This window comes from Cohnella cellulosilytica (genome assembly GCF_042431195.1).
GTDB lineage: Bacteria > Bacillota > Bacilli > Paenibacillales > Paenibacillaceae > Cohnella > Cohnella cellulosilytica.
This window is the reverse complement of record NZ_JBHMDN010000038.1, coordinates 45,116-70,602: the sequence shown is the minus strand read 5'-3', so window position 1 is coordinate 70,602 and position 25,487 is coordinate 45,116. Positions and strand designations below refer to the sequence as shown.

At 54.1% G+C, this 25,487-nt stretch carries 31 protein-coding genes; 27 read left to right on the top strand and 4 right to left on the bottom strand.

All coding sequences use genetic code 11. The features are described from left to right. Window positions 1-324: 324 nt before the first annotated feature. Both ACFFT4_RS26100 and ACFFT4_RS26095 read left to right on the top strand, forming a co-directional pair. Window positions 325-831 carry a DUF6933 domain-containing protein gene (locus ACFFT4_RS26100; protein WP_378051944.1) on the top strand — a complete coding sequence of 169 codons (507 nt, stop codon included), beginning with the start codon at window positions 325-327 and terminating at the stop codon, window positions 829-831. Between the two features lie 11 nt (window positions 832-842). Next, window positions 843-1,238 carry a hypothetical protein gene (locus tag ACFFT4_RS26095; protein ID WP_378051943.1) on the top strand — a complete coding sequence of 132 codons (396 nt, stop codon included), beginning with the start codon at window positions 843-845 and terminating at the stop codon, window positions 1,236-1,238. Window positions 1,239-1,295: 57 nt separating this feature from the next. On the opposite strand, the gene ACFFT4_RS26090 is transcribed toward ACFFT4_RS26095, so the two are convergent. Next, window positions 1,296-1,784: a 2'-5' RNA ligase family protein gene (locus ACFFT4_RS26090; RefSeq protein WP_378051942.1), complete on the bottom strand. Its 489-nt coding sequence runs from the start codon at window positions 1,782-1,784 to the stop codon at window positions 1,296-1,298. 5 nt (window positions 1,785-1,789) lie between these two features. Further along, window positions 1,790-2,113: a hypothetical protein gene (locus tag ACFFT4_RS26085; RefSeq protein ID WP_378051941.1), complete on the bottom strand. Its 324-nt coding sequence runs from the start codon at window positions 2,111-2,113 to the stop codon at window positions 1,790-1,792. Between the two features lie 228 nt (window positions 2,114-2,341). Between ACFFT4_RS26085 and ACFFT4_RS26080 the strand changes: the two genes are divergently transcribed. From ACFFT4_RS26080 to ACFFT4_RS26070, 3 genes are all read left to right on the top strand, one after another. Then, window positions 2,342-2,764 (top strand): SRPBCC family protein, encoded by a 423-nt coding sequence (locus ACFFT4_RS26080; protein WP_378051940.1) that lies wholly within the window; start codon window positions 2,342-2,344, stop codon window positions 2,762-2,764. 33 nt (window positions 2,765-2,797) lie between these two features. Further along, window positions 2,798-3,241 carry a hypothetical protein gene (locus ACFFT4_RS26075; protein WP_378051939.1) on the top strand — a complete coding sequence of 148 codons (444 nt, stop codon included), beginning with the start codon at window positions 2,798-2,800 and terminating at the stop codon, window positions 3,239-3,241. Window positions 3,242-3,582: 341 nt separating this feature from the next. Continuing rightward, window positions 3,583-3,990, top strand: a complete 408-nt coding sequence (locus ACFFT4_RS26070; protein ID WP_378051938.1) for a DUF2500 domain-containing protein — start codon at window positions 3,583-3,585, stop codon at window positions 3,988-3,990. A 125-nt stretch (window positions 3,991-4,115) separates the two neighbouring features. On the opposite strand, the gene ACFFT4_RS26065 is transcribed toward ACFFT4_RS26070, so the two are convergent. Beyond that, window positions 4,116-4,607, bottom strand: coding sequence for an effector binding domain-containing protein (locus ACFFT4_RS26065; protein ID WP_378051937.1), 492 nt, complete (start codon window positions 4,605-4,607; stop codon window positions 4,116-4,118). Between the two features lie 102 nt (window positions 4,608-4,709). Between ACFFT4_RS26065 and ACFFT4_RS26060 the strand changes: the two genes are divergently transcribed. From ACFFT4_RS26060 to ACFFT4_RS25975, 18 genes are all read left to right on the top strand, one after another. Beyond that, on the top strand, window positions 4,710-5,630 hold the full coding sequence (locus tag ACFFT4_RS26060; RefSeq protein WP_378051936.1) for a helix-turn-helix transcriptional regulator: 921 nt from the start codon (window positions 4,710-4,712) through the stop codon (window positions 5,628-5,630). Window positions 5,631-5,692: 62 nt separating this feature from the next. Further along, a complete protein-coding gene (locus tag ACFFT4_RS26055) occupies window positions 5,693-6,703 on the top strand; it encodes an NEAT domain-containing protein (RefSeq protein ID WP_378051935.1) in 1,011 nt (336 codons plus the stop codon). 38 nt (window positions 6,704-6,741) lie between these two features. Next, entirely contained in the window at window positions 6,742-8,139 is a 1,398-nt protein-coding gene (locus ACFFT4_RS26050) for an NEAT domain-containing protein (RefSeq protein ID WP_378051933.1), read from the top strand. A 62-nt stretch (window positions 8,140-8,201) separates the two neighbouring features. Continuing rightward, the gene (gene isdE / locus ACFFT4_RS26045) at window positions 8,202-9,155 is read left to right on the top strand and encodes a heme ABC transporter substrate-binding protein IsdE (RefSeq protein ID WP_378051932.1); all 954 of its coding nucleotides are present in this window, start codon (window positions 8,202-8,204) and stop codon (window positions 9,153-9,155) included. Then, complete coding sequence (locus tag ACFFT4_RS26040) at window positions 9,152-10,147, top strand: FecCD family ABC transporter permease (protein WP_378051931.1); 996 nt, start codon at window positions 9,152-9,154, stop codon at window positions 10,145-10,147. The genes isdE and ACFFT4_RS26040 overlap by 4 nt, the downstream gene beginning before the upstream one ends. Continuing rightward, entirely contained in the window at window positions 10,137-10,919 is a 783-nt protein-coding gene (locus ACFFT4_RS26035) for an ABC transporter ATP-binding protein (RefSeq protein WP_378051929.1), read from the top strand. The genes ACFFT4_RS26040 and ACFFT4_RS26035 overlap by 11 nt, the downstream gene beginning before the upstream one ends. A 189-nt stretch (window positions 10,920-11,108) precedes the next feature. Further along, entirely contained in the window at window positions 11,109-12,485 is a 1,377-nt protein-coding gene (locus tag ACFFT4_RS26030) for a helix-turn-helix domain-containing protein (protein WP_378051928.1), read from the top strand. Window positions 12,486-12,602: 117 nt separating this feature from the next. Beyond that, complete coding sequence (locus ACFFT4_RS26025) at window positions 12,603-13,553, top strand: ABC transporter substrate-binding protein (protein WP_378051927.1); 951 nt, start codon at window positions 12,603-12,605, stop codon at window positions 13,551-13,553. Between the two features lie 225 nt (window positions 13,554-13,778). Then, on the top strand, window positions 13,779-14,198 hold the full coding sequence (locus tag ACFFT4_RS26020) for a hypothetical protein (RefSeq protein WP_378051926.1): 420 nt from the start codon (window positions 13,779-13,781) through the stop codon (window positions 14,196-14,198). Between the two features lie 35 nt (window positions 14,199-14,233). Then, the gene (locus ACFFT4_RS26015) at window positions 14,234-14,710 is read left to right on the top strand and encodes a GNAT family N-acetyltransferase (RefSeq protein WP_378051925.1); all 477 of its coding nucleotides are present in this window, start codon (window positions 14,234-14,236) and stop codon (window positions 14,708-14,710) included. A gap of 154 nt (window positions 14,711-14,864) precedes the next feature. After that, window positions 14,865-15,329 (top strand): hypothetical protein, encoded by a 465-nt coding sequence (locus tag ACFFT4_RS26010; protein ID WP_378051924.1) that lies wholly within the window; start codon window positions 14,865-14,867, stop codon window positions 15,327-15,329. 29 nt (window positions 15,330-15,358) lie between these two features. Further along, window positions 15,359-15,775, top strand: coding sequence for a VOC family protein (locus ACFFT4_RS26005; RefSeq protein WP_378051923.1), 417 nt, complete (start codon window positions 15,359-15,361; stop codon window positions 15,773-15,775). A gap of 141 nt (window positions 15,776-15,916) precedes the next feature. Next, window positions 15,917-16,729 carry a 3-methyl-2-oxobutanoate hydroxymethyltransferase gene (gene panB / locus ACFFT4_RS26000; RefSeq protein WP_378051922.1) on the top strand — a complete coding sequence of 271 codons (813 nt, stop codon included), beginning with the start codon at window positions 15,917-15,919 and terminating at the stop codon, window positions 16,727-16,729. A gap of 18 nt (window positions 16,730-16,747) precedes the next feature. Beyond that, window positions 16,748-17,581, top strand: a complete 834-nt coding sequence (locus ACFFT4_RS25995; protein ID WP_378051921.1) for a sugar phosphate isomerase/epimerase family protein — start codon at window positions 16,748-16,750, stop codon at window positions 17,579-17,581. A 77-nt stretch (window positions 17,582-17,658) separates the two neighbouring features. Continuing rightward, entirely contained in the window at window positions 17,659-18,210 is a 552-nt protein-coding gene (locus tag ACFFT4_RS25990) for a nucleotidyltransferase family protein (protein WP_378051920.1), read from the top strand. A gap of 43 nt (window positions 18,211-18,253) precedes the next feature. Continuing rightward, on the top strand, window positions 18,254-18,781 hold the full coding sequence (locus ACFFT4_RS25985; RefSeq protein ID WP_378051919.1) for a GNAT family N-acetyltransferase: 528 nt from the start codon (window positions 18,254-18,256) through the stop codon (window positions 18,779-18,781). 66 nt (window positions 18,782-18,847) lie between these two features. After that, a complete protein-coding gene (locus ACFFT4_RS25980; RefSeq protein WP_378051918.1) occupies window positions 18,848-19,543 on the top strand; it encodes an HAD family hydrolase in 696 nt (231 codons plus the stop codon). A 111-nt stretch (window positions 19,544-19,654) separates the two neighbouring features. Continuing rightward, window positions 19,655-20,008, top strand: coding sequence for a VOC family protein (locus tag ACFFT4_RS25975; RefSeq protein WP_378051917.1), 354 nt, complete (start codon window positions 19,655-19,657; stop codon window positions 20,006-20,008). Between the two features lie 88 nt (window positions 20,009-20,096). On the opposite strand, the gene ACFFT4_RS25970 is transcribed toward ACFFT4_RS25975, so the two are convergent. Further along, window positions 20,097-20,348: a hypothetical protein gene (locus ACFFT4_RS25970; RefSeq protein WP_378051916.1), complete on the bottom strand. Its 252-nt coding sequence runs from the start codon at window positions 20,346-20,348 to the stop codon at window positions 20,097-20,099. Window positions 20,349-20,474: 126 nt separating this feature from the next. Here ACFFT4_RS25970 and ACFFT4_RS25965 point away from each other — a divergent pair, with 126 nt between their 5' ends. From ACFFT4_RS25965 to ACFFT4_RS25950, 4 genes are all read left to right on the top strand, one after another. Continuing rightward, on the top strand, window positions 20,475-21,842 hold the full coding sequence (locus ACFFT4_RS25965) for an MFS transporter (RefSeq protein WP_378051914.1): 1,368 nt from the start codon (window positions 20,475-20,477) through the stop codon (window positions 21,840-21,842). Between the two features lie 119 nt (window positions 21,843-21,961). Next, entirely contained in the window at window positions 21,962-22,651 is a 690-nt protein-coding gene (locus ACFFT4_RS25960; protein WP_378051913.1) for a response regulator, read from the top strand. 3 nt (window positions 22,652-22,654) lie between these two features. Then, window positions 22,655-24,121 carry a sensor histidine kinase gene (locus ACFFT4_RS25955; protein ID WP_378051911.1) on the top strand — a complete coding sequence of 489 codons (1,467 nt, stop codon included), beginning with the start codon at window positions 22,655-22,657 and terminating at the stop codon, window positions 24,119-24,121. Beyond that, on the top strand, window positions 24,118-25,320 hold the full coding sequence (locus ACFFT4_RS25950; RefSeq protein WP_378051910.1) for a WD40 repeat domain-containing protein: 1,203 nt from the start codon (window positions 24,118-24,120) through the stop codon (window positions 25,318-25,320). The genes ACFFT4_RS25955 and ACFFT4_RS25950 overlap by 4 nt, the downstream gene beginning before the upstream one ends. The last annotated feature ends 167 nt before the right edge of the window (window positions 25,321-25,487 follow it).

Genomic DNA, 25,487 nt, shown 5'->3' with positions numbered 1-25,487 from the left:
GGACAATTTGATATAGAAATTATACCAAGGTTAGCGGCGGGGAGGGGGAGAAAAAGCACGGTCGCAATGACCATGCCTTTTCCACAGTTAATCGACGGCTTCTGCCAGACCGTTAAAAACGGCCAACCGCTCGAATCGGCTCGCGTAGCGTTCGCCCAGCCGTAAAGAAGTGGGTTGGAGTGGTGTTTGCACGATTCTTTCGAGTTTTTGTATGCGGATGGGTCAACATTTGTTTTTTTGAGGGGAAGATTATGTAAGTTAGTAATTAAAAAGTATATAATGTAGAAAAAGACGCGACGACTTAACAAGGAAAGGGATACACCAGTGACGATTATTGCAGCTACCAAAAAACTGATCGATTTTGCCGGGTTTTCCCTATCGCCGATTCCAGAGGTTGGGTATAGACCTTTGCACAGCTGGCATGCCCATCTATTTAAAATTGGACGCAAAAACTGTTTGATGCTCATGAATGACCAAACAAGATACCAACTGGTGCTCTATGGAATAAAAAAGGAACATTTCAAGGACTTTGGGAGCACCTTCGGAAAAAACCTGGAATTGATCTTAAAGGCGGATAAATTCAATGAACGGGAAGTTGCCGCCATCCTGTCGGAAATGACCGAGTTCACCTACACTAAAACACACAATAAAAGCATACTTGGATCCGTTAACGATCAAATCCATATGACCGAGGCTTGGATTCAAGATTATTTGCCCACCGATGATTTAAACATTGTGGAGTTGAATGTTAAACTTAACGGTTCTGTGATGTTGAAACTTGAGGAATTCAATTCAAGATCGGCCTTGAGGAACGCGTTACAAAATAATTAGGGGGAACTTTATTGAAATTACCCTTGGGGCTAATGATAATTGCGGCTTGCCATTACGGATTGGGGGTTATTTATAATAGTTCGCCTTTTACGGAGCCGGGTTTCCCCTATATGGCTGTATACGCCCTTTTAATTGGTTTGAGCATACCAAACGGAGTATTTGCGGTGAGATCGAGGAACAAGAGCACGTTTATGAAGTGGGTCGCCAGTTCAACGCTTCCCGGATTACTATTTATGACCTATGCCAAAACCCAAAATAATTCCGGCGGACTCATGCCGACAACTTGGGATTGGGGATTGTGGGAGCTGTTTTTACCGGCGATATTCGGTATTGTTCAAATCGTTATTTTAATTTATTTTCTAGGAACCCGAGCCCGCAGGGCGAAAGGGAGAGCCCATCAACGATAGAATATAGCTGCTTGCGTCGGGCGGAGGCTTATTTGCACGGACTTCTAAGCAATAATATCATGATAAAGAAACGATAAATTCAATAGTTGAATTTCCATTGCTCTCAATAATTTCAGAAGCTAAATTGGTAACCACAATATCGAAAGGGGCTTCAAACGGCTTTGTGTACTCAAGGGCAGCTTGAAGTTCAATCTCATTATTACATCTTCCAACGGTTAGATGGGGAGTATAGGTGTATCGACGGTTCATAAATTCACTCAGTAGACCAGAATATAGCCTGTCATGCAATTCGATAATATTGTCGTTCCCTTTTTTTACATTTAAGAATAAGTGGTTATCCGATGTAGCAGTTATCCCTTTTAGTTGAATTGGAAACGGACATAGACCAACTAGCGATTCCTTTACATGTTGTTCAAGTTTTGAGGTTGGAATTTCACTTGCAAACGGAAACACAAGTGTTAGGTGTGGCGGCACTAACCCATATAAAGGATCAAATTTCTTTCTCACTTCTTCAATCAGATGCTGTTTTTTAAATATAGGAAACATCTCAATTAGTTGAATACATTTGAAGGAATTTCATCATTAGAATAATAACGTATTGCCTTTCCTCTTTCTTTGGCATATTCGATTTCTCTTCTAGTGCTACTGCCAATGTATCCATTCACGTCGATGACGAATATTTCATCAGAAAGATCAATTTTCCTGAAATGAAGCTCTCCAAGTCGTTCCGTCTGTTCCTCGCTTATTTTAAATCCCTCACTTTGCTCGAAGAAGGCGAGACTGATTACAATATTTCCTTGAAGTGTGAGGAATGCATTGGTTTGTTCGAATTCAGCCTTGAATTTTGTAGAGCCGCACAAAGTAATTATTCGCATATTCATTTCCTTTCACAATTTTACTTTTTAATGTATTATCTCCTTAAGTTCTCCTCTTCTTTAAAATAACATGATTTTAGAATAAGCGTTAGCAAGAGTCTATCCATGTTAACGAGTTGCATTACAAAACTTGGGAGAGGTGAAACGAAGAAAAGAAGCTGCGTGGTCGCAACATTTCTGCCAGTAGAGCCACTTTCAATTTAAAATGAAAATAAGGAGAAGATGAAGATGAACGATCCCGTAGTTAAGGTTGGCATGCTGATTCGCAGACCGGTGCAGGAGGTGTTTAACGCCCTGGTCGATCCTGCGGTGACCACGAAATTTTGGTTCACGAAGAGCAGCGGCAGACTTGAAGCCGGAAAACGGATTCGGTGGGACTGGGAAATGTACGGCGTCTCCGCCGATATCGACGTCACAGAGCTGGAAGAGAACAAGAGGATCGTGATCGAATGGCCTTCAAGGGTCGAATGGACCTTCACGTCTTATGGCGACGCCACCTATGTTCATGTTACGAATTCCGGCCTCGAGGGAGGAGCCGAGGAAGCCGTCGGTTCCATGGGCGGATTTACGATGGTGCTCTGCGCATTAAAAGCGTTGCTGGAGCATAACGTCATTTTGACCGTAGTGGCGGATAAGGAGCCGCCGTCATAATATTTTCCGCCGTTATTGAAAGGAATTCAAGCGATGGCATTCACGTTTAAAACCGTACACCCGGGAATAAAGCTGAATTTGACGTTGATGATCCTGCTGGAAGTCTGCCTGCTGATTAGCCTGGCGGTTAACCGGAATCCTGTCACTGTGTACTTCACGGTAGGTGTAATACTCATTGTTTTTGCCTATATTGCCGTAATGATCAAAAGGGGATTTTTTACCAAGCTAAGCATAACACTGGAGCAAACCTACATAATATCCTCAAGCCACGTAAAGTACGAAGCCGCCCAAATAGAATGCATTTACATAAGACACAAGAAAATAGGCTGTAAAGTATGGGGAAAGAGATGGGTCCCTGTGGACTTATTTTTTTGTTTTGACAAGGAGCAGGAAGAAGAAGGACTGAGCCAATTAAAGAAGTGGGCGGAACAAAACGATATAAAAATAAAAAGCGGCTTTTTCCGAACCTTGATGTAGAATATCCGACAAAGGAGCGAGAAGGCATGATTACTTTGTTGTTCTGGCCCTGTATGATAGCGTCCATCCTATGTTCGATCTTCGGAATACGGTATAAAAATCATCGAAGCCTATATGTCGCCGCAATTCTAATCATTCCTATGTCGCTTTATCTTGCGGGATGGCCGATCTTTCTCTTCTGGGGCCTCATCTTCCCGTTATTTTATGTAGGGTCGGGAATCTTGATCAGGAAGAAAAAATATACGATGTCTTTTCTGGCAAGCGTGCCGGTTTATCTCGTGATCGGCTGGCTGGGCTATGCGGTTCTGAATCAATGAGTGCGGGCGGAAGGAGAGGCCTCCATGAGCGAACCTAACGGTTTTTCGAATTTTTTACACGAAATGCCCTTATTCTTCAAAATATTCGGAGGACTTATCCTCCTTCCGATGGCAGCTACTTTTTTGTTTTTCCTTTTTAAAGGAGTGCGCACATGGAACTCCAACAATCATGCGGAAATCGTGAGAAGGATATGCACAATCGTGGACAAGCGGACGGAGGTTTGGGGAGGGACCCATGATTCCGGAGCCAACACGAATTACTATGTTACGTTTGAATTCGAAGATCGCGCTCGCAAAGAGCTGTATGTCAAAGCCAGCCTTTTTGGCTTGCTGGCCGTGCAGGACAGGGGCGAATTAACCTATCAGGGAACAAGATTTTTGGATTTCGCCAGAGAGATTGAACTGGATAACGGTTCATCGGCCTCGTTATGATTCTCCCCCGCAGGAAGAGCCGACCTCGGCCTATCAGCCGGAGTCGGCCCGATTTGTTTTCCCTCTAACCGAACGAAGTAGCAGCTAAGCAGCGTTCCGGTGGAACGGCATCGCCAACCTAACTGTTACCCGGCATTCCGCTTTCTTACCGGCACCCACACCTCGACTTCGGCATCCATCGGATCCCCATTGAGCAACACTTCCGCGATCGGCGCCCCGGAATATTTGTATTCGAACTCCGCGGTTAACAGCGAGCCGAACGCTTGATCCTCCAGCTTATCGAACGCCAAGCGCGATAACCCGCCGCTTCCGGACAAGATCAAGTATTCGCCTGCCGGAAAATGAACCTCAACGGCATGTTCAGGCAGCGGCTGATCAGACTGGACCCCGGCATAATAGTAGATTTGCCCATCCTCCTCGGCCACCGCCGCATAACCGTAACCGCTGTCCGCGTAAGGACGAAGGCTTGCCATCTGTCCGCCGGCGATCAACTCTTTGAAGAACGTTGTCTTTTGACCGGAGAACTGCGGAGAATGAACGTGCGTCCCCTCCAGTAGCGTCGTCTTAAAACCGATAACGCGAAAAGCCATCTTCGTTTCGAGCTTAAAAGGATTCATTTTGTTGCCTCCCAATCAGAAAATAGTTTTTGAATACGTATTAAGCCTAATCTATCAACTATGACATCTGTATGGCATACTTGAGCGAGCGGGAGGCGGAATATGAAAATCGATCGTTTAATTGCTTTGATCATGATTTTGTTGGAGCATGAGGTGGTAAGCGCAAGGGAATTGGCTGAACGTCTCGAAGTGAGCAGACGAACCATCTATCGCGATATCGATACGTTAACCTTTGCCGGGCTGCCCGTTTTTACGCATCAAGGAGCGATGGGCGGCGTCGGATTAATGAAATCCTACAAAATAGACAAGCTGTTGTTCACGCAGCAGGACCTGCAAACCTTGCTCGCCAGCTTGAACAGCTATAGACAGTTGTTCGGGCATAAGGAGCTTAATTATATTATAGAAAAACTGCAGGGCTTCCATCCGAGCGACGTAACGGACAGGGCAGGGAAGTTTGCGGTAGATTTATCGCTTAATCAGGGCAACGAGTCCTTGCGAAGCTTGCTTAGCTTGGTCGAGACGGCGATGAACGAACAACGGTATTTATTGTTCGATTACGTCAATCGGGACGGTCGCGCCGGTTCCCGGAAGGTCGAGCCATATCGGATCGTTTTCAAGGAAAGCAGCTGGTACTTGCAAGGTTACTGCACGGATAGAAAGGATTATCGCATATTCAAATTAGCGAGGATGAACGGGCTGCGGGTTTCGTCCGAGTCTTTTGCGCCGAGAGACTTCGCGCCGCTGCCCATGGACGAGGGCGAGTGGATGAACCGGGATTGGGTGGAGGTAACGATTCGCCTGCATCGCTCGGTCGCGGACAAGGTGGTCGAACGCTTCGGGCAGGCGCATATCCTTCGTGTGGAGGGAGATACCTGTCTGGCGACGTATCCCATCGTTAACAACTCATTCGGTTATGACAAGCTGCTTGCCTTCGGGGAAAAATGCGAAGTGATCGAGCCTCCTGAAGTACGCGCGGCTTTTCGAGATTACGTGCGCGGCATACTGGGGAAATACGAACGCTAGAGGGGATTTGTCATACTTTTGTCACCTGATAATGATTATTATTGTTAAGAGAATGATAGCTTTTGACGACGAAAAGAGGTGAGGGCTGGAGAAACGCGGCTGCTGCTGTCGGCAGCGGCGGGAAAGAAGGAGGGTTTCGGAAATTGCTCACCAAGAGCAGGGCGGCCAAAGTAGGGCAGGCGATGCTCGCCGTCCTTATGCTGTACGTCGGGGCATCGAATGCGTACGCGGCTCCCAAACCGGCTGACGGCGTTTACGAGGTGGAGTACACGCTGAAAAAGCCCGACGACGATTCGGTGTCCATTGCCAACGATTACTTCGAGAAACCGGCGCGGATAGAAGTGGCGAACGGAGAAGCCGTCGCCTACATCCAGATGAATCATAGCGATTGGATCGTCTCGATCCAATACCCGGCGGGCGCGAATGGAGCGGAACTGCCGGTCGTCGAAGCCGACGAAGCGGCGGATAAGCGGACCGTCCGACTTCCGGTCGCCGATCCGAACGAACCGGTGGCGGTTAAAATGCATGTCGTCATCGACGAGCTTGGCTACGATCATGAATATACGGTCCGTTTTGCGTTCCAGGCGGAAGGGATTCCGGCGAGTGAACCGGCTTCGCCCGGCGCAAGCGAAGCGAAGCCGGAGCCGACGCCGAAGGCGGCTGAACCTGCTGCGGATTCGGCCAACGCGCCCCAAGCCCCGGCCGCTCCCAGCGACGGGGTCGCCGAGGTAAAGCCGCAGTCCGCCCCGGTTCCAACGGCCGGCGCTTCCGGTAAGCCTTCCGAAGTCGAAGAAGCTCCGCCTGTTGTCGAAGACGGGGAGGCCGCAGAGCCGATCCATTCGGACAAGCCGGAGGAGAGCGGACTTGACGACGCCGAGAGCTCGGCCGATCCTGCGGCGGACGCAGGGGAAGAGGCTATGCCCGGCGCCGCTTCGCAGGCCGAAGCTCAGGAACCGACGGCTTCTTCGGATTCGTCCGGCGGCTGGCTGGCGCCGGCGTTGATCGCCGTGGCGGCTGTCGGCCTTGCAGGCGGTTTGCTGTATTGGCGGCGAAGAAACAAAACAAACGTTTGATCGCACGATCCAAATTGACAATAAGGAGCTTGGTGATCTTGAAAAAGAATGCAGGAAAATGGATTTCCCTGACGGTTGCGCTGCTGCTGCTTTTGTCCGCAACGCCCGTCCTGGCGGCGGAAGGCACGGAAGGGAACGCTCCGGAGCGCTCCTACGAGGTTAGCTTCAAAGTGTTGAAGGACGGAACGGACGAGGTGTCCGCAGCGGACGAGTACGTGCAGAAGCCGGCGAAAGTGACGGTGGAGGGCGGCGTCGGATACGCGGAAGTCACCTTGCTGAAGAGCGCCTGGATCTCCGCGTTCGAGGTAGAGCAGGACGGGAAGCTGACGGCCGCTCCGGTTATCGGCTCAGACGAGAAAGCGGATACGCGCGTGGTCAAATTCCCCGTCGGCGACATTCGCGAGAAGCTTAACGTCCGCATTGCCGTCGAAGTGCCGGCAATGAATTATCAGGGCGACTACAAAGTCCAGCTGGCATTCGATACTGCCGGCATGCCGGGAGCTCCTGCGGAGCAAGGGGACACGGAGCCGGCAGCGCCTGGAAACGACGGTCGTGAAGCGGCGTTCGCGGTGCTGAAGGACGGAACGGACGAGCCTTCCAGCCTGGGCAATTACACGAGCAAGACGGGCCGGCTGTACGAGCGGGACGGCGCCAGCTATTTCTCGTTTACGCTGCTTAGCAGCAGCCTGATTCCTTCGTTCCAATACGAGGCGAACGGAGAGTACGTCGATGCGACAGTCGTGAGCGAAGATAAGGATGCGGACAGCCGCGTCGTCGAAATCGCGGTAGCGGACGCAGCGAAGAAATTGAATGTTGCGCTGGAAGTTAACGCCGGACCATACGGAATCATGCAGCATAAAGCGCAAATCTTAATCGCCGCGGAAGAAGAGCAAGCGGAGTCGAGCTTTGCGGACATCGAGAATCACTGGGCGAAAGCCGCCATCGAGCAGACCGTATCGCTCGGCATTGTGAAAGGCATTGGCGATAACACGTTTAACCCGAACGGTAAAGTAACGCGTGCGCAGCTGGCGGTCATTCTGACGAGCGCGCTGAAGCTGAATAGTGAAGCGGAGGCTCTGTCGTTCGCGGATCAAGCGGAAATTCCCGGTTACGCGGCGGCAGCGATCGCGCAAGTTCAAGCCGCAGGATTGCTGGTCGGCTATTCCGACGATACGTTCCGTCCGAACACGCCGGTCAACCGCGCGCAGCTGGCGGTCATTATCGCGCGCATTGCCCACCTGGAGCTGGCCGAGGATGCCGCGCCGACCTTCGGCGATGCCCAAGACATTCCGGCATGGGCGAAGTCGTCGGTAGCGGCGGCCGTTGAAGCCGGCCTGATCTCCGGCCGCGGCAACAACGCCTTCGCTCCGGCGGCCGACACGACGCGCGCGGAAGCGGTCTCGCTTGTCTTGAAGGTGCTGCTGACTCAGCATTAAAATAGTTACGGATGAGGCTGCCCTACAAGTGCAGCCTCATTTGACAGGAAGGAAGTCAGATCATGCAAGGTTATTCGCGACGGCTCGCCGCAGACGGAGCCGGGAATCGGCTGCGCTCGGCCGTATGGCTGCTGTTGCTGTCCGCTATGCTGCTGTCGGGATGTGCGGCCGGGAACTCGGAAGGCAGGTCTGACGGTTCGCCGAGCGGGTCGCCGCAGCAAGCGACGACCGCCGCGGAAGATCGCGGGCCGCGCATCGTCGCGACGACAGTCGCCATCGCGGAAATATTGGATGCGCTGGAAGTGGAGCTCGTCGGCGTCCCGACGAGCTCCAAGCCGCTTCCGGCCCGTTACGACGGGCTGACCGAGGTGGGCAATCCGATGAGTCCAGATATGGAGATGGTACGCATGCTGAAGCCCGACGAGGTCTTGTCGGTCACGACGCTGGAGTACGATCTGGCGCCGAAATTCGAGAGCGCAGGCGTGCAGGCCGAGTTTCTGGATTTCACCAGTCTGGACAGCATGAACGCCGCGATTATAAATCTGGGGGAACGCTACGGACGGCAGGAGCAGGCGGAACGGCTTGTTCAGCAGCATCTTCAGAAGCTGGAGGAGCTGCAGAGCGCGGCCGCGGGCAAGCCGGCGCCAAGCGTGTTGATTCTCATGGGCATTCCCGGAAGCTATCTCGTGGCGACGGAGCATTCCTATATCGGCGATCTGGTCCGCAGGCTGGGCGGAACGAATGTCGTTCAGGGCGAACAGGTGGAATATGTGGCGTCGAACACGGAGCATCTGCAGCAGGCGAATCCGGACGTGATTTTGCGGGCGGCTCACGGACTGCCGGACGAAGTGGTGAAGATGTTTGACGCGGAGTTCAAGAAGAACGATATCTGGAAGCATTTTAGCGCGGTGAAGACGGGACGGGTGTACGATCTGGAAGAGACTCTCTTCGGAACGACCGGCAACCTTGCCGTGGGCGAAGCTTTGGAGGAACTGATGGAGTTGTTGTACGAGTGAGAAGCCAATCGATCGGGCGGATTGCCCTGTTTATCGGACTGCTGGTCTTATTGATCGGCGTCTTTCTATATTCGGCGATCACCGGAAGCATCAAGATAACTCCGTCGGAGCTTATCGTCGGCCTGCTGAACGGGACCGACGAGCGCGCGGCGATTATTCGCGATCTGCGCTTCCCGCGCATGATCATGTCGATGCTGGTCGGAGCCGCGCTTGCCGTATCCGGCGCGCTGCTGCAGGCCGTCATGCGCAATCCGCTGGCCGACGCGGGCGTCATCGGCATTTCCGCCGGCGCCGGCGTCTTCACCGTGCTGCTGACCGGCCTGTTCCCGCTGCTGTTTTTCTGGTCGCCGTTGTTTGCGTTTGTTGGAGGCGCGGTTGCCTGGCTGCTGGTCTACGCGATCGCCTGGCGCGGAGAATACAGTCCCGTGCGTCTCGTGCTGGTCGGGATTGCCGTTCATATGATCTTTACGGGAATCGGACAGCTGCTGCCGTCGTTTCTGCGCTCCTCGATTGGCCAGGCGAATCTGATCAGCTCGTCGACATTGGCTTACGCGACATGGGAGGATGTCCGGCTGCTGCTGATCTACGGGACGATCGGGCTGGCGCTTGCGCTTCTGCTTAGTCCCTGGTGCAACCTGCTGGCGCTGCAGGACAAGACCGCGCACAATCTCGGCCTGCATGTGACGCGGGCGCGCCTCGTGGTGTCGGCCGTAGCGGTATTGCTGGCGAGCGCCGCGGCGGCGGTAGGCGGGTTTCTCTTCTTCGTCGGTCTGCTCGTGCCTGCCGTCGCCCGATTGTGCGTCGGCTCCGATCACCGCCTGTCGCTCCCGTTCTCGGCCCTGGCCGGCGCGCTGCTGGTGCTGGCCGCCGATACGATCGGCAGAACGATTGCGGCTCCCAACGAAATTCCCGCATCCGTCGTCATGATGGTTGTCGGCGGGCCTTGTCTCTTAATGCTGCTGCGAAGGGGCGGGCGTGCGCATGGAAATTAATCGGGTTGTTTTTTCCTACGATAAAAAGCACGACCAGTTAAAAGGCGTCGAAGCGCTCGTGGCAACCGGCAAAGTCACGACGATTATCGGTCCCAACGGCTGCGGCAAGTCTACGCTGCTCGGCGTCCTTTCCGGCTTCTATCGCCCGCAATCCGGGCAGGCGATCGTGGATGGCAAAGCCGTGCATCGTTACTCTCCCAAGGAGCTGGCCCGCAAGCTGGCGGTGGTCCACCAGCAGAACAGCGCCCCGTCGGACATCACGATAGAGCGGCTGGTCGGCTATGGGCGAATTCCTCATCGCGGCTGGTTCGGAGGCAGCGAGCGGGAGGATCGGGAAGCGATCGAATGGGCGCTGGCTTGCACCGGCTTGACGGCCAAGCGTTCGGCTTCCATCGAGCAGCTGTCTGGCGGGGAGCTGCAGCGGGTATGGCTGGCGATGGCGCTTGTGCAGAAAACGCCGATTTTGCTGCTCGACGAGCCGACCGCCTATCTGGACATGTACTATCAACTGGAGCTGCTGGAGCTGACGCGGCGGTTGAATCGCGAACATGGGCTCACCATTGTCATGGTGCTGCACGACCTGAACCAGGCGCTTCGTTACAGCGACCGAATCATTGCGATGAAGGACGGGGGCATCGTGGCCCACGGCTTGCCGGAAGAGGTTCTCTCTGCGGAGAGAGTCAAGGAAATTTACGGCGTCAACGTGGTTGTAAAAAAAGCGGCGGACACGGGGCTTTATATCGTGCCGATCGGCATCGACGGAACCGGGTGATTAAAATAAGCGCGTTTAGTTATCATTTGACGGGAATAGTCAGGTTGACGAATGGACCGGAGCTGCGTTTGCCGTTTGTTTCCGCTCGATTCACGTTAATCTGCCTGTCGGCCGGACAGGGCCGAATGCGGGTCGGGAGCGACGAAGCTGGTCTGGTGCAGACCCGGCGAAGAAGTCGTCATCCAGCCGTTGGAGAGAAAGCCGGTATGCGTATACCGGCTTTCTTTCGATATGTTCCGCTTGCAGCCGAACTTGCCGGAAGCGGCCGATCCCGCTCCGCCATGGGCGACGCGCGAGCTGAGCGTCGACGATCCGGGTCAAGCCTTCCGGCTTGTCAGGGAGATCGAACACGTATATCGAGAAGGGGCCGCGAACGGATTTTTCAAGATGCAGTCGCTGTTCTACGAATTGCTGCACAGGATCGTCGATGCCAAGACGGGCGAGGCCAAGCAAGCTGCGCGGATAGAGGAAGTCCTGGCCTACATACGCGCGCATTATTCGGAGGAGCTGTCGCGCGACAAGCTTGCCTCCTTGACCGGCGTTCACCCCGATCATTTCTCCCGGTGGTTCCGGAAAATGACGGGGCGAAGCTACGTCGATTTCGTCGCGGAAACCCGCATGTCCAAAGCGAGAGAACGATTGTTGGGTTCAGGCGACAGCTTGCACGAGATCGCCCGGAAAGTCGGGTACAAGGATGAATTTTACTTCAGCCGCAAATTCAAGCAGCTCGTCGGAACGGCGCCGACCCTTTACCGCAGGAAGCCGAAAACCGTCTTTTCGCTTGCGTGCAATTATACGGCCGGGCTGCTGGCGGTTGGACACGTGCCCAGCGTCGGGAGCCTTACGCCCTGGTTGAGCCGGCGTTATCAGGCCGAATTGGGGCAGGGACGTCTCAAGCCGATCTTCTGGGACGACTGTCATCCTTCCGGCTTAAGAGAGGAGCCTCGTCCGGACGTCATTCTTTGCCATGACAAGCAGTACGACGAGGAACAGCTGGAGCTTCTTCGCGAGCTGGCGCCCACGCTGTCGATCCCGTTCGGGTCGATGAGCTGGCAGGAACAATTTATGCTGGTTGCCGAGCTTGTGGGCGAAGCGGATCGGGCTCGAATTCGGCTGGACCGCTATGACGCCGCGCTCGAGATCGCAAGAGAACGCGTCGTCCGGAAGTTCGACCTGAGCGAGACGGTTCTGATCCTGGAGATATGGACCGACGAGCTGGCGATTTTCGGGGACACATACGGCAGAGCGGGGCATATCGTTTACCGGGCCTTTGGTTTCTCTCCTCCGGAGCTTGTGAGAAGACAGGTCATCCCGGGAGCCGGATATACGTATATCGAGGAAGAAAGACTGATCGAATACGATGCGGATATTGTATTTCTGATCGTTCATAACGATCCGACGAGTCGGAAGACGGCCTGTCGTCTGAAGCGCGGCGAAGCTTGGAAGGCGCTGACCGCCGTGAAGCGCGGCCGCGTGTACGATTTCGACGGCGGCCTGTTTTACGGCTACGACCCCGCCTCGACCGAAATGCAGCTGCAGCGAATTATGAAGGCGATATCAGATTAATCCAAGCCGCCCGATCAGAATCGTTCATGTACAACCGCGTATAAGGTTGATATGATTTCGATGATAATGATTCTCATCATCGTATGAGCAACCTTGGAATGGAGTGAAACAAGCGGTATGGAACGTGTTCGATCGATCATCGCGATCGCCGTGTGTGCGATCTTATTGGCTTTGCTGACAGGCGCTTGCACCGGGGGCGGCTCCGGCAACGGCGGAAGCGGCGCTTCCGCGGAAGCCTCGAAGCCGGAGGAAAAAACGGTAGTCGACAACGCGGGCCATCAAGTCGCCGTGCCTGTCCGGCCGCAGCGCGTGATCGCGCCTTACCTGGAAGATCCGCTTGTCGTGCTGGGCGTCAATCCGGTTGCACAGGTGTTATACGGCAATGTCGAACAAAACTACCTGAAGGATTCGCTGCCCGAAGTCGAGATCATCGATACGAGCGACGTCGGACTTCCGCTGGAAAGGCTGCTGAATCTGTCGCCCGATCTGTTGATTCTTGGCAAGGGAATGGCCGCGGAAGAAGGCGTATACGAGCAATATGCCAAAATCGCGCCAACCTATGTCGTCGATAACATCGACAAGAGCTGGCGGGAGACGCTTCTTGACTTGGCGGGATTGCTTGGCAAGGAACAGACAGCGGAGGAACAACTGGCGGAGTACGATCGGAAGATCCAGCAAACTCGGGCGCATGTGCAGCGGAAGATCGGCAATGGGACTGCGGCTATCGTCGTGCTGACGGACAAAGAATTTTATACGATGGGTCATGTGCAGGGCGGAGCGCTGCTGTTCGATGAGCTGGGCGTGCGGCCGCATCCTCTGACGCCGGAGCAGGAAGAATGGAATACGCTGTCCCTGGAGAAATTGAGCGAGCTGGACGCGGATTATATTTTTGTCATTAAGACGGAACGGTATCAGGTTTCGGAACTGGAAAACAATTCGCTGTGGAAGGGACTGCCCGCCGTCCGCGCAGGTCGCGTGCACGACGTCGAATCCGGAATTTGGCAGTATTCGGGCCTGATCAGCAACGAACGGAAATTGGCCGATATTATGCAGGCGATCCCGGAATGAATTCGCGCCGAAGCGGGAATGGCGGACATTCCGCAGTATCAGACATTCGCAGAACAAGACGACTTCCTGTCCGTGTACCGGGCGTGAGTCGTCTTTTTGTATCCCCGCGCATGCCGGTTCCCCGTCAGATAGAATTTCCAATCTTCAATCAGGATAGAAGGGATATGCTCTATTTTATAGAAATGTGTAAAGAACGCATGAATTTCAATAGAGGAGGCTCACTCGATGTACAAGGGCATCAAGTCGTTATTTCTCTTATCGCTGCTTGCTGTTTTGCTCGTGCAGCCGGCAACCGCCGCGACCACGAAAACGGTCAAAATAAAAGTAACCCTTGTAAGCGTCGAACTCGTAAAAAATAACCATGTCGGCAACGAATGGTATACCGCCGCACACGTTAACGGCAAAGAAATTAAAGAAGGATCGACGGTAACGTTAAACTTAAAAGCATCCGAGAGTATAAAGCTGAAAGCGTACGCCGAAGAGCAGGACAAGATTCCGGACGTAGGAACGGCCAACACCTCCGTTAAGGTATCCTCCGTTTCCAAAACGACGAATAAAACGCTGAAAGTAAAGGTCACGGAAAATCGCGGCAGATATTCGGGCAACACGGCGGAATGGAAATTTACGTTCAAGATTCAGAAGTAGACTTGGATTCATTTTCGTGCGGAGGGCTGAGCTTGATGGATATTTCTTTGCATAAATCCGGTATTGCGGAAGCCTCCGTTATACATGAGATGCAGGTTAGAGCATTCAGGCCGTTGCTGGAGAAATATCAGGACTTTGAGACAAGCCCTGCCAACGAGTCGGTCGAGCGAATCGTAGCCAGAATGAATCAACCCTATTCGGTTTACTACGTCATAAAAGCTTCAGACCATGTCGTGGGCGCAATCAGAATCGTCGGGAAAGAGAACAGAACGTACCGGGTCAGCCCCATTTTTATTTTGCCCGAGTTTCAAGGGAAAGGCATTGCGCAACAAGTGTTTGCGGCGATCGAACGACAATATAGCGATGCGAGGGCATGGGAACTGGATACCATTCTGCAGGAGCGCGGGAACTGCTACCTCTATGAAAAGCTGGGCTATACGAGGACGGGAAAAACGGAAGTGATAAACGATAAGATGACAATTGTGTTTTATGAGAAAAAGATAGCGAAATAGGAAAGCGGATCAATCCGGCGAGTACGTAAGGTATTTTGGAAGAGTGGATCAACAGGCTCGCCCGAATCGACGACATCGCGGATTTATGCAAGAGATTTGCAAGCAGCGTAGATTGAGTTGTTTTCAAAAAGGGGTCGGTTCGGCGGGGGGCATTATGAAAAAGACAGTGAAGTTGTATAAGAGAATCATCTTCGCGCAAGCCATCGCGATTTTGGCTTTAGTCGTTGGGGGGAGCCTGTACCTGATCCGCCTGCAGTCGGAAAAGCCAAACCCAAATCACGACGTCATCACTGAATACGACCGAGCGGGGCTGGAAAGGGTAGAGGAGCTTGCCAATCGATTCAATAGCGGAAAAGGAGACAGCCTTCTGTTCGTCGCTTCCACCATAGACAGCGGACCATGGATTCATGATGCTTACTCGAACGGCAAAGAAATAAGATGGATCGTAGACAATACCAGGGACGTCATGAGCGCCGATAGGGGAAAGACGGAATATATCTGCGAGTCCATTCAAATCGAAGAAAACGAAGACTATCGCGCAGTTGTGCTGTCCAAGTGCGACGGGTATCCAGACGAAGAGAAATTGGGATGGATAACGTTCCCCAAAGAGAAGCTGTAACAATCCGGTTCCGAAAGGGAGAAAAAAGAATGAAACCAAGAGTGACCGTATTGACCCTGGGCGTCGATGATCTGGAAAGAGCGCTAATCTTTTATCGGGACGGGCTTGGATTCCCGACGGAGGGAATAGTGGGCACGGAATTCGAACATGGCGCCGTCGCTTTTTTCGATATGCAAGAGGGTTTAAGATTGGCCCTCTGGAAACGCGACGACATTGCCTACGACACAAAGCTGAATCGCTCGGCCGCGAGCCCCACCGAATTCACGATTGGCCATAACGTAGGTTCCCGGCAAGAAGTCGATCTCGTGATGGAGCAGGCCGAGAATGCCGGCGCGACGATCACCGTACCAGCTCATGATACCTTCTGGGGCGGTTACTCGGGTTATTTTCAAGATCCGGACGGTCATCTGTGGGAAGTGGTGTGGAATCCGGAGTGGGATAATTAAGTCAGTTAATTCTAGGAATTATTTGTTATAATCGATGTGTCGGGATTGCATCCAAAGAGGAGCCGATACCCGACAGCATCTTATCGGACGTGGTTTACCGCGCTTTGATTCCTTAGCGAACAGAGACGAGGAGGAGTTCATTTGAAGAATCTCGATTACCTGCACCGCAAAAAGCAAACCGGCGCTAAAATTACGATGTTGACGTGTTACGATTACCCCACGGCCCGCTTGCAGGAGGAGGCAGGGCTGGACGTTATTTTTGTCGGAGATTCCGTAGGTCCCAACGAATTGGGCTTTAAGCATGAAGTAGAGGTGTCGTTGGACGATATCCTCCATCATTTGAAAGCCGTGCGCCGAGGCGTCGAGCAGGCCTACTTGCTGGCCGATCTGCCCTTCGGAACATACGCTTCCCCCGAGGCGGCTCTGACCGCAGCCCGTAAGCTCATCGATCATGGAGCAGATGGTGTAAAGCTCGAGGGTCCGGAAGCCGAGATTGCGGCTTGTCTGGCGCAGCATGGTTATGAGGTGTGGGGACATCTCGGTTACAACCCGCAGAGGCACGAGAAAGCGGCCGTTCAAGGCAAGAGGTTCGATACCGCCAAGGCATTGGCGGAAGACGCGATTGCTCTTCAGCAGGCCGGAGCGCAAATGCTGGTGCTGGAGCTTGTGCCGGAGGAATTGGCCCAATTGATCACGAAGCAATTGTCGATTCCTACGATAGGAATCGGAGCCGGTCGATATACGGACGGCCAAGTGCTCATCGTTCAGGATATGCTGGGGATCACGCCGAGACCGTTTCGGCATGCCAAGCCTTTCGCCCGCCTCGGCGAGCAGATGCTTCATGCTTTTCGCGAGTATGCCCGCGAAGTGGAAAGCGGCGTATTTCCCGAACCCGTGCATGCCCGCAATATGCAAGAGGACGAGCTGTTGAAAGTGAAAGCCTACTTTAACTGACAAAGGGAGAAGTGTCTTATGCGGCTGGGTGGACAAGTGATTGTCGAGAACAGAAATCCCGAAATTTGGGTAAATGCGCTGGTGAAGGCGGGTTTTCGCGCGACGACTTTGCCTTCGGTGAACCCGGAAAATCCCGGAGAACTCGATGAATATTTGAATATGGCTCGTCGGCACGACATTCAGATTTCCGAAGTAGGGGCCTGGAGCAATCCGATCAGCAGAGACGAAGACACCAGGAAGAAAGCCATCGCTTATTGCATCGAGCGTCTGGAGCTGGCCGAGCGGATCGGCGCGCGCAGCTGCATTAACATTGCGGGGTCCCGGGGAGAGCAGTGGGACGGTCCAGATCCGGAAAACTTCAGCAGCGAAACCTTCGAGCTCATCGTCGACACGACCCGAACGATTATTGACGCGGTGAAGCCCGAGCGCACCGTATTCGCTTTGGAGATGATGCCATGGTGTTATCCCGATTCCGCGGATTCCTATCTTGCTCTGATTAAGTCGATTGATCGGAAAGGCTTTGGCGTGCATTTCGATCCGGTCAATATTATCAGCAGTCCCAGAGCTTACTACAACAATGGGGAGATCATCCGGGATTTCATTACCAGGCTGGGCCCCTATATCCGCAACTGTCATGCCAAAGACATTCTGCTGCGGGGCAAGCTGACCGTCCATCTGGACGAAGTCATCCCCGGTCAGGGGATTCTGGATTATCGAACCTTCTTGACGGAGCTCAACAAGCTGGACCCCGATACGTCGCTGATCATCGAGCACCTCTCCACCAATGAAGAATACGCTCAAGCAGCCGAGTATATTTCGGGAATCGCATCCGAGCTCAAGATATCGCTTTAGGAGATATTAGCCGGGCCGTATGGCCTCTCTCCGTGAAAAGACGAAAGTGCAGATTACGTCAGGAAGGGGAGGGAGCAATGAAGCACGAGAAAGAGCTAATCGACTTATTGCTGGCGCACCCGCATCTTATGAGGGATCTTAAGCTTGTTCAATCCTTAAACTTGCCTGATGGATGTATAGCCGCAGGGTATGTAAGGAACTTTGTTTGGGATCATTTTCATCGTAAGGGCCGGATGACGCCATTAAACGATGTCGATATTGTTTATTATGACATCTCCGACCTTCGGGAAGAAACGGATCAACGTTTCGAGCAGCAATTGACTGCACAGCATCACGGATATAATTGGTCGGTGAAAAATCAGGCCAGAATGCACCGAAGAAACAACGAGTTGCCTTATCAATCGGTAGAGGATGCCATGAAGCGCTGGCCGGAAACCGCTACCGCTATCGGAGTCGCGCTCGATCGCGACGACAAGCTAAGAGTTATCGCCCCGCTTGGTCTGGAGGACCTTTTTAGCTTGCGCTTAAGACGAAGTCCGTTTTTTGACGATGACGATTATTACAGAGTTCGGGTGAAAAGTAAAAATTGGCTGGAACTGTGGCCGAAGCTCCGATTAGCAGAGGAATAAGGTATTTGAGGAACACACAGGTTTTCTTATCCACGGAGGAACTATGATTTCTTACCGAATCATGAGCCAAGAGCAAGCCGCAAAGCTCAAGGAGATCGATCGTTCCGAGCACATTGATTTGATTTACGAAATGCGGGACGGAAAGCTGGCCGAAATCTCCGCGAATCATGAATGCCCCAACTGGAATGAGGAATCAGTAACGGAGCTCAAGGAACGATTCCTGCATGAATTAAGGAACGGCGGCTTCGCGATCGGAGCATTTGACGGGGATAGGTTGGTCGGATTCGGCGTGCTTGCCCATAAGTTTCGCGGAAAGCAGCATGATCGGCTTCAAGTTGATCTGATGTACGTATCAAGAAGCCGCAGGAGACGGGGAATCGGAACTCGGATCATGGAGGAATTGAGTGCCGAAGCCCGAAGAAGGGGAGCAAGCTATTTATATATTTCGTCGACGGAAACCCGATCTGCGGTGTCGTTCTATACGAGCGCAGGAAGTCAAATCGCGGATGAGATCGATGAAGAGCTGTTCAACAAAGAACCTCTCGATATTCATATGATTAGAAGGTTATAAGGAGCGCTGTTCGTCGGATTGACGCTGCGCGCCACGGTTGGAAGAGGAGAGGGGGAAATGCCGCCCATGATGCCCATTAAAGCCATCCTGTTCGACTTGGATAACACGCTGCTTGATCGCACGAGAACGTTCGAGAGATTTACGAACGGGTTCATTGAGACTTATTTTGGACATCTTAAGGTCACCCGCGATATCTTCGACAGAATCATCGATCTCGATCAGGACGGCTACAAGGACAAGACGGAATTATTCGCCGAGCTTCTCGAAGAGCTGCCCTGGAAGCTCAGGCCGGAACAGTCCGAATTGCTGGAGTTTTACGGGAGAGAGTACGTCAATCATGCCCTGCTAATGGAGCAGGCGCGAGAGGTCGTCACCGGTCTGCGGGAGAAATATCGGACGGGACTGATCACGAACGGCAGATCGGCGATCCAGCACGGGAAAATCGATCGGCTGGGCATCAGAGAGCTGTTCGACGTCATTCTTGTGTCGGAAGACGAGGGCGTCAAAAAGCCGGACCGAATTCTATTCGACAGAGCCGCGACCAGACTGCAAGTGACACCCGAGCAATGCATCTATATCGGGGATCATCCGGTTAACGATATCGGGGGAGCGGCCAACGCCGGAATGCGGACGATCTGGTTCAAAGTCAACCAGCCATGGAGAGACGAGATTGCCGCCGTACCGCTGCATACGATCACGCACTTATCCGAACTGCCCGGGTTGCTCCAAGCAAAAACGCCTGGAGCGTCCTTAGGACGGTGAACGCGTTTTTGTCGGAGACGATACGGACAATGATAAGGGTGAAACTTATGAATTCTGTATCGTTAAAATAAACGTCAGGACGATCGAAGCCCTGACAAGGAGACAAGGGTTATGGCCTCTCCGATCTTGAATCAAATAGGAGCCGTGTTTATTCCGGTAAGCGGCATCGAGAAGGCTCGCGATTGGTATTGCGAGATTTTAGGCATTCCGGCGGACGGCGAGATTTTATTCGGGCACCTCTACGTTCTTCCAATGCAAGAAATGAATCTGGTCCTGGACAGTAAAAGCTACTCCGAGGATCGCACCTTTAAGACAGCGGCCTTTCATTTTAATACCGAAGATATCGAAGAAGCTTATCGTTATATGGAGCAGAAGAACGTAACCCTCGTAACGGGGATCGAGCATGGGCAATGGTTTAATTTCCAAGATCCCGACGGAAATCTGCTCATGGTTTGCAAATGCTAAAATAACGGATGTCTCCATGATCCGAGCGATCAAGGAGACATCCGCTTCAGGAACGCTGTAGCATACAGTCGACCCGCCGATTCTCGGCTCACGCGGCCGGATCGGTCGATTGCCGCTGCTGCTCGACATGAAGTTCCTCGATGGGATCGACGTCCGCGACTTTATAATATTTCTCGTAAATATGAGGCGGGACGAGCAGGCAGGTAAGCACGAGCGCAAGGCAGAAAGCGAAAAATCCGTACATGCTGATGAAATCCGCAACGAGCTGGCTGCCTTCCGAAGCAAGCTTCGCCACGCTTTCGCCGACAGGGGGAAGATTGGACAGAAACGATATGCTCATAGACGTAACCTCCAATTGGGATGAATCTTTCTGAGTTCTATATTAATGCGCCGTGCTCCGGATTAATGTGATAAATATCACAATGGTGAAATTCACCGGCAAGACGCAATACGACAAGGAGACACCATGGCACTCGAACAGAATGCGATCAAACGCAAGGAAATGTTATTGATTACCGCCGTAGCTCTCGGCATCCTGCTAAACCCGCTGAACACGACGATGATTTCGGTCGCCTTGTCGCGGCTGCAGGAGGATTTTCGGCTGACGTTCGCCGATGTGTCGTGGCTGATTTCCACCTATTATTTGGCCAGCGCGATCGGCCAGCCGCTAATGGGCAAGTGGAGCGATCTGTTCGGGCGCAAAAAAGTATTCATGATCGGGCTGCTGCTCGTCACCGTATCGTCCTGCCTTGCTCCGCTGGCCCCGAGCTTCGGCTGGCTGATCGGATTTCGGATCATCCAGGCTGTGGGCAGCTCGGCTTTGTTTCCGTCGGGCATGGCGATTATCCGCAGCCAGATTAGCGCCAATCAAGCGAAAGCGCTTGGCGTCGTGTCGATCTTCTCCAGCACTTCGGCGGCGTTCGGGCCGTCGATCGGAGGTTTTCTGCTGCATTACGGGGATTGGCCGCTGATCTTTCTGTGCAACTTTCCGTTTATTATCGGTTCCTTCCTGCTCGCGTGGAAAATGTTCCCGAAAGACCCGAAATCGTCCGGAAGCGCGTCAGATATGGACTGGCCGGGAGTCGGGTTGTTTTCGGCGACGATTTTCATGTGGCTGCTGTTCTTCCTGTCGATCGCCGACGGGGCCAGCTTGTGGATGCTTGCGGTCAGCGCGGCGCTCACGTACGCGCTGTATCGATACGAATTCGGCCATAGCAAGCCGTTTATCAACGTTGCTTTCTTAAAGAACAACAAAAACGTGTCCCTGATCTATGTGCAGTTTATTTTAACCAATATGGCGTTTTATTCGATTATGTTCGGCATTCCTTCTTATCTTCAGCGCGTGCAGCTGATGGACGCCCAGAAGGCGGGACTGGTCATGCTGTCGATCGCCGGATTCAGCGTTGTCGTCACGCCGCTCGTCAGCCGCTGGATCGACCGAAGCGGCTCGAGACCGTCGCTGCTCTTCGGAACGATCGCCGTCGTGGCGGGAAGCCTGCTCATGCTGCTTATTCGCGACCAGGCCGGCGTAACGACGATTTTCCTGGTGCTGTGCGTTCTCGGGATCGCCAACGGCTTTAACAATCTGGGCATGCAGACGGCCTTGTACGATTACGTGAAGAAAGCGGAGACCGGCATCGCCTCCGGGCTGTTCATGACGTCCCGGTTTATCGGAACGATTCTTTCTTCCAGCCTGCTGGCGGCGCTCTTCGGCAAAAACATCACCACCCCGCACCTGCACAGCATGGCCTGGGTCTGCGCCGGACTCGGCGTGCTTATGTTCGCGTTGACGGTCAGGATGCCCAAGGCGGATGCGAGTAAAGCCACTCAGTGACAAGGGGGGCTGCTCTCGGCTCCCGGTGCCCTCCGGGAAGGTCGGCGAGGTTACCTTGTCTTCGTTTGCTTATGCTATGATGGGGTTGAACATTATTTGCCTGCAGGGAGATTGTCCGAATGAAGACCAATATTCTGATTGTCGAGGACGAACCGGCGATCGCCGACTTGCTGGCCTACGGGCTGGCGAAGGAAGGCTATGAGACGCGGACGGCGGCCAGCGGCGCGGAAGGACTGCGAGAGATCGACAGGCTCCATCCCGATTTGCTGCTGCTCGATTGGATGCTGCCGGATCAGAGCGGACTGGAAATCTGCAAGAAGGTGACCGCCGCCTACAGCTTTCCGATCGTCATGATCACGGCGAAGTCCGATATCACCGATAAAATTCTCGGCCTCGAATTCGGGGCCGACGACTATATTACGAAGCCGTTCGATCTGCGGGAGGTCGTCGCCCGCATTCGCACGGTGTTCCGCCGAACGTCGCAGGCCGGGCGCGGAGGCCGCGGCGGCAGCGAGACGCTGCGCATCGGTCATCTCGAAATCGTCCCCGGGGAACGGCTCGTGAGGAAGCAAGGAACGGTCGTCGACTTGACGCCCAAGGAATTCGACCTGCTGCTGAAGCTGAGCGGCAGCCGGGGCCGTATCTTTACGAGGGACGAGCTGCTGGAGCTCGTGTGGGGGTACGATTTTGCCGGGGAGACGAGAACGGTCGACAATCACATTCAACGGCTGCGCAAAAAGCTGGACGCGACCGAGCTCATCACGACGATCTTCGGGATCGGCTATAAATTCGAGAAGGAAGCGGAATGAAGCATGAAGCTGGGCCTCCGTTCGATCCGGGCGAAATTTGTCGTCGGTTTCCTGTTGATCTTCGCGATTTCCTTTGCGCTGCTGAACCAGACCGTATCGAGCATTATCCGCACGAGCAACCAAAGCTTGATTACCGACGATTTGATCGGGCTGAAAAAAACGGGAAACGGCTACGTCCGGCAGGCGTTTCTGGTTAATCATTTTTCGAATGACGACGTCTACTTCGAACAGATCGCGGAGGAGATCATCGGCGATCTCTACTACGCGACCTCCAGCGAGGTTGGGGCTTATACGATCGACGGCCGCCTGATCCATGCCTCCGACCCGGCCGTCTTCTCGGGAACGACAGGCGACGATCTGGAGCAGGCGCTTCGCGGCAGCACCGCCTATACGATTTCCTATGACGGCGGCACGGCCGGCGTTCTGTATTCATATCCGGTCGTCATCGACGGCAAAAAGGTCGGGATTCTTCGTTATTCGAAGCCCTACGAGCTGCTGTACGAGCAGTCGGAGCGCATCTTGAACGCAATCTTCTATATCGCGCTGGCCATCTTCGCCGCCGCGTTCCTGTTCTCCTATTTGCTGTCGCGGCATATCTCGATACCGTTGACCAAGCTGGCCGCGGCCTCGAACGAAGTCCGGCAGGGGAACCTGGATGTCCGCCTGACTCTGCGGCGAAGGGATGAGATCGGCCGGCTGGCGGGCGATTTCAACGAGATGATTGGGCAGCTCAAGCGGCAGATCGATACGATCGAGAGCGACCGCAATCGGCTGGCCAAGCTGCACATGCAGAACAAGCATTTCTTCGACAACGTTACCCACGAGCTGAAAACGCCCTTGACCTCGATTATGGGTTACGCGAATCTGATTGCGGAAAACGGCGAAAGCGATCCCGAGTTTTTCCGCAAAGGGATGAATCATATTATGGACGAGAGCCGCCGGCTTCAGCGCATGGTCGTCTCGCTGCTGGAGACGTCGAAGGAACGGGGGCGGCTGGAGGAGACGGGGCGGATCGACGCGGGACAGCTGCTTAAGGATGTGTGCGACGCAATGACCTTCAAAGCGCAGCGCTACGGAAAAAGCATACGCTGCGACGCGGACGGGAGGCTGTACGTCCGCGCGCAGCCGGACAAGCTTCGTCAATTGTTCATCAATCTGATCGACAACGCGATCAAGTACGGCTATGCCGGTACGGCCATCGAGGTGCAGGCGAGCGCCGTCTCCGGGATCGTCGGCATAACGTTCAAGAACGAGAGCGATTCGATCGCCCCCGACCGGCTGGCGAGTCTGTTCGAGCCTTTCCAGGCGGATGACGAACGTTGGCGGGAGCAGGGCAGCGTCGGACTGGGCCTGCATATCGCACGGTCGATCGCGGACGAACTGGGAGGCGGAATCGCGATGACAAGCGCGAACGGGGAAACCTGCGTGACGGTCACGCTTCCGTTCGCGGAACGGGAGGGAGAGTCATGACGGATTCGCGGCGCGGGAGGCGAATCGGCAGAGGGCTGCTGGCGGGCTTATTGGCGGCCGTGACACTGCTGGCGGGCTGCACGGGCGGATTGCGAACCGAGACGATCGTCATTCCGGACGTTCCGGAAGCCGTGCCTCCCTCGGGCAACGAAGCCGGCGACTGGGAGGTCGCGGCGATCTATCGGCTGCCCGCCGCGGACGAACCGGCCGACGGCCTATATCGCTGGACGGCGGCGGACAAGCTGGTGCGGTTAGTGCAGAGCGGCTCGGGGCGCCAAACCGTGGAAGCCTTCGAGGCGCCTTACGGAGAGGCGCAGCGGCTGCTCGAGCTGGATGCGGATTCGTCCGACGTCCGCGCCCTTTCTCCGGACGGCAGCAGGCTGTCCGTCTTCTCCTACGGCGCCGGAAAGCCGTCGGCGGCGCCTTCGCTGACGCTGATCTCGCTGCCGGACGGAGCGAAGAAGGTTTTCCAGCCGCCTGCCGTCGTCTCGCGCTCGGGAGGGGCCAAGCTAATTTGGTCGGACAACAGTCGCTTCCTGTCCTACCTTGCTTTATTGGACCAGGGAGAGCTCGGCATCGGCGTCTACGATGAGGCCGACGAATCGATGCGGACGTATGAATTGGAGGATGCGGATCGCGCCGCCTTTTTTTACTCCGTCAAGCTGTCCGACGATGGAGACGGCGCCTTGATGGTAAAGGAGCAGCAGGGCGAGCCGCCAAGCCTTACGCTGTTTCGCAAGCGGGACGGGAAATTCGTTCAAGCCTACGAGCATCCGATTCATAGCGATGGCAGAGCCGAATGGATCGATTCCGAGCGGATTGTATTTATCGGGACCGACGGAACGCTGTTCCTCTACGATTCGCGCAACGGGGAGCTTTCCGTGCTGCTGGACCGGGCCGCGAACTTCAAGCTGTCGGACGATCGGCGGTTGATCGCTTATTCCACCCGCGACGCGACGATCGAAGTTGCCCGCCTGAGAGGCAACAGCCTCTATTACGGCCAGACGGCCTATCGCGGCCTCGTGGCCGACGAGCTGCTGTGGAGTCCCGATAACGGGGCGCTGCTGGTGCAGGGCCGCAAGCCTTACGAGACCGGCGCCGCACAGGCCGCAAGTCCGGCTCCGGCAGAGGACAGCGGGAACAGGGACGTCAGGCGCGGAGAAGTCGCCCAGTGGATTGTCCTCGATTTTGCCCCTTGATCCGATCAGCAAACCTGAACGCCTCTCCGACCAGCGGAGGGGTGTTTTTTTGGCGACGACAGCAAGTATAAAATTCGCATCCCTATCCGAATCGTCTCCGACAAAAGCGCATTCTCTGTTTTTATGGACCCGAACTCTTTTTTCTTGTGACAATTTGTTTGCAACTC

Excerpts from the sequence above, each read along its gene's own strand:
- ACFFT4_RS26070 (WP_378051938.1), top strand. The coding sequence starts at position 3,583 with ATGAGCGAACCTAACGGTTTTTCGAATTTTTTACACGAAATGCCCTTA.
- ACFFT4_RS26005 (WP_378051923.1), top strand. The coding sequence starts at position 15,359 with ATGAAACCAAGAGTGACCGTATTGACCCTGGGCGTCGATGATCTGGAA.
- ACFFT4_RS26035 (WP_378051929.1), top strand. The coding sequence starts at position 10,137 with ATGGAAATTAATCGGGTTGTTTTTTCCTACGATAAAAAGCACGACCAG.
- ACFFT4_RS25970 (WP_378051916.1), bottom strand. The coding sequence starts at position 20,348 with ATGAGCATATCGTTTCTGTCCAATCTTCCCCCTGTCGGCGAAAGCGTG.
- ACFFT4_RS26075 (WP_378051939.1), top strand. The coding sequence starts at position 2,798 with ATGGCATTCACGTTTAAAACCGTACACCCGGGAATAAAGCTGAATTTG.
- ACFFT4_RS26025 (WP_378051927.1), top strand. The coding sequence starts at position 12,603 with ATGGAACGTGTTCGATCGATCATCGCGATCGCCGTGTGTGCGATCTTA.
- ACFFT4_RS25980 (WP_378051918.1), top strand. The coding sequence starts at position 18,848 with ATGATGCCCATTAAAGCCATCCTGTTCGACTTGGATAACACGCTGCTT.
- ACFFT4_RS26020 (WP_378051926.1), top strand. The coding sequence starts at position 13,779 with ATGTACAAGGGCATCAAGTCGTTATTTCTCTTATCGCTGCTTGCTGTT.
- isdE (WP_378051932.1), top strand. The coding sequence starts at position 8,202 with ATGCAAGGTTATTCGCGACGGCTCGCCGCAGACGGAGCCGGGAATCGG.
- ACFFT4_RS26060 (WP_378051936.1), top strand. The coding sequence starts at position 4,710 with ATGAAAATCGATCGTTTAATTGCTTTGATCATGATTTTGTTGGAGCAT.
- ACFFT4_RS25955 (WP_378051911.1), top strand. The coding sequence starts at position 22,655 with ATGAAGCTGGGCCTCCGTTCGATCCGGGCGAAATTTGTCGTCGGTTTC.
- ACFFT4_RS26085 (WP_378051941.1), bottom strand. The coding sequence starts at position 2,113 with ATGCGAATAATTACTTTGTGCGGCTCTACAAAATTCAAGGCTGAATTC.
- ACFFT4_RS26065 (WP_378051937.1), bottom strand. The coding sequence starts at position 4,607 with ATGAATCCTTTTAAGCTCGAAACGAAGATGGCTTTTCGCGTTATCGGT.
- ACFFT4_RS25995 (WP_378051921.1), top strand. The coding sequence starts at position 16,748 with ATGCGGCTGGGTGGACAAGTGATTGTCGAGAACAGAAATCCCGAAATT.
- ACFFT4_RS25990 (WP_378051920.1), top strand. The coding sequence starts at position 17,659 with ATGAAGCACGAGAAAGAGCTAATCGACTTATTGCTGGCGCACCCGCAT.
- ACFFT4_RS25950 (WP_378051910.1), top strand. The coding sequence starts at position 24,118 with ATGACGGATTCGCGGCGCGGGAGGCGAATCGGCAGAGGGCTGCTGGCG.
- ACFFT4_RS25985 (WP_378051919.1), top strand. The coding sequence starts at position 18,254 with ATGATTTCTTACCGAATCATGAGCCAAGAGCAAGCCGCAAAGCTCAAG.
- ACFFT4_RS26080 (WP_378051940.1), top strand. The coding sequence starts at position 2,342 with ATGAACGATCCCGTAGTTAAGGTTGGCATGCTGATTCGCAGACCGGTG.
- ACFFT4_RS26015 (WP_378051925.1), top strand. The coding sequence starts at position 14,234 with ATGGATATTTCTTTGCATAAATCCGGTATTGCGGAAGCCTCCGTTATA.
- ACFFT4_RS25975 (WP_378051917.1), top strand. The coding sequence starts at position 19,655 with ATGGCCTCTCCGATCTTGAATCAAATAGGAGCCGTGTTTATTCCGGTA.
- ACFFT4_RS26010 (WP_378051924.1), top strand. The coding sequence starts at position 14,865 with ATGAAAAAGACAGTGAAGTTGTATAAGAGAATCATCTTCGCGCAAGCC.
- ACFFT4_RS25960 (WP_378051913.1), top strand. The coding sequence starts at position 21,962 with ATGAAGACCAATATTCTGATTGTCGAGGACGAACCGGCGATCGCCGAC.
- ACFFT4_RS25965 (WP_378051914.1), top strand. The coding sequence starts at position 20,475 with ATGGCACTCGAACAGAATGCGATCAAACGCAAGGAAATGTTATTGATT.
- ACFFT4_RS26090 (WP_378051942.1), bottom strand. The coding sequence starts at position 1,784 with ATGTTTCCTATATTTAAAAAACAGCATCTGATTGAAGAAGTGAGAAAG.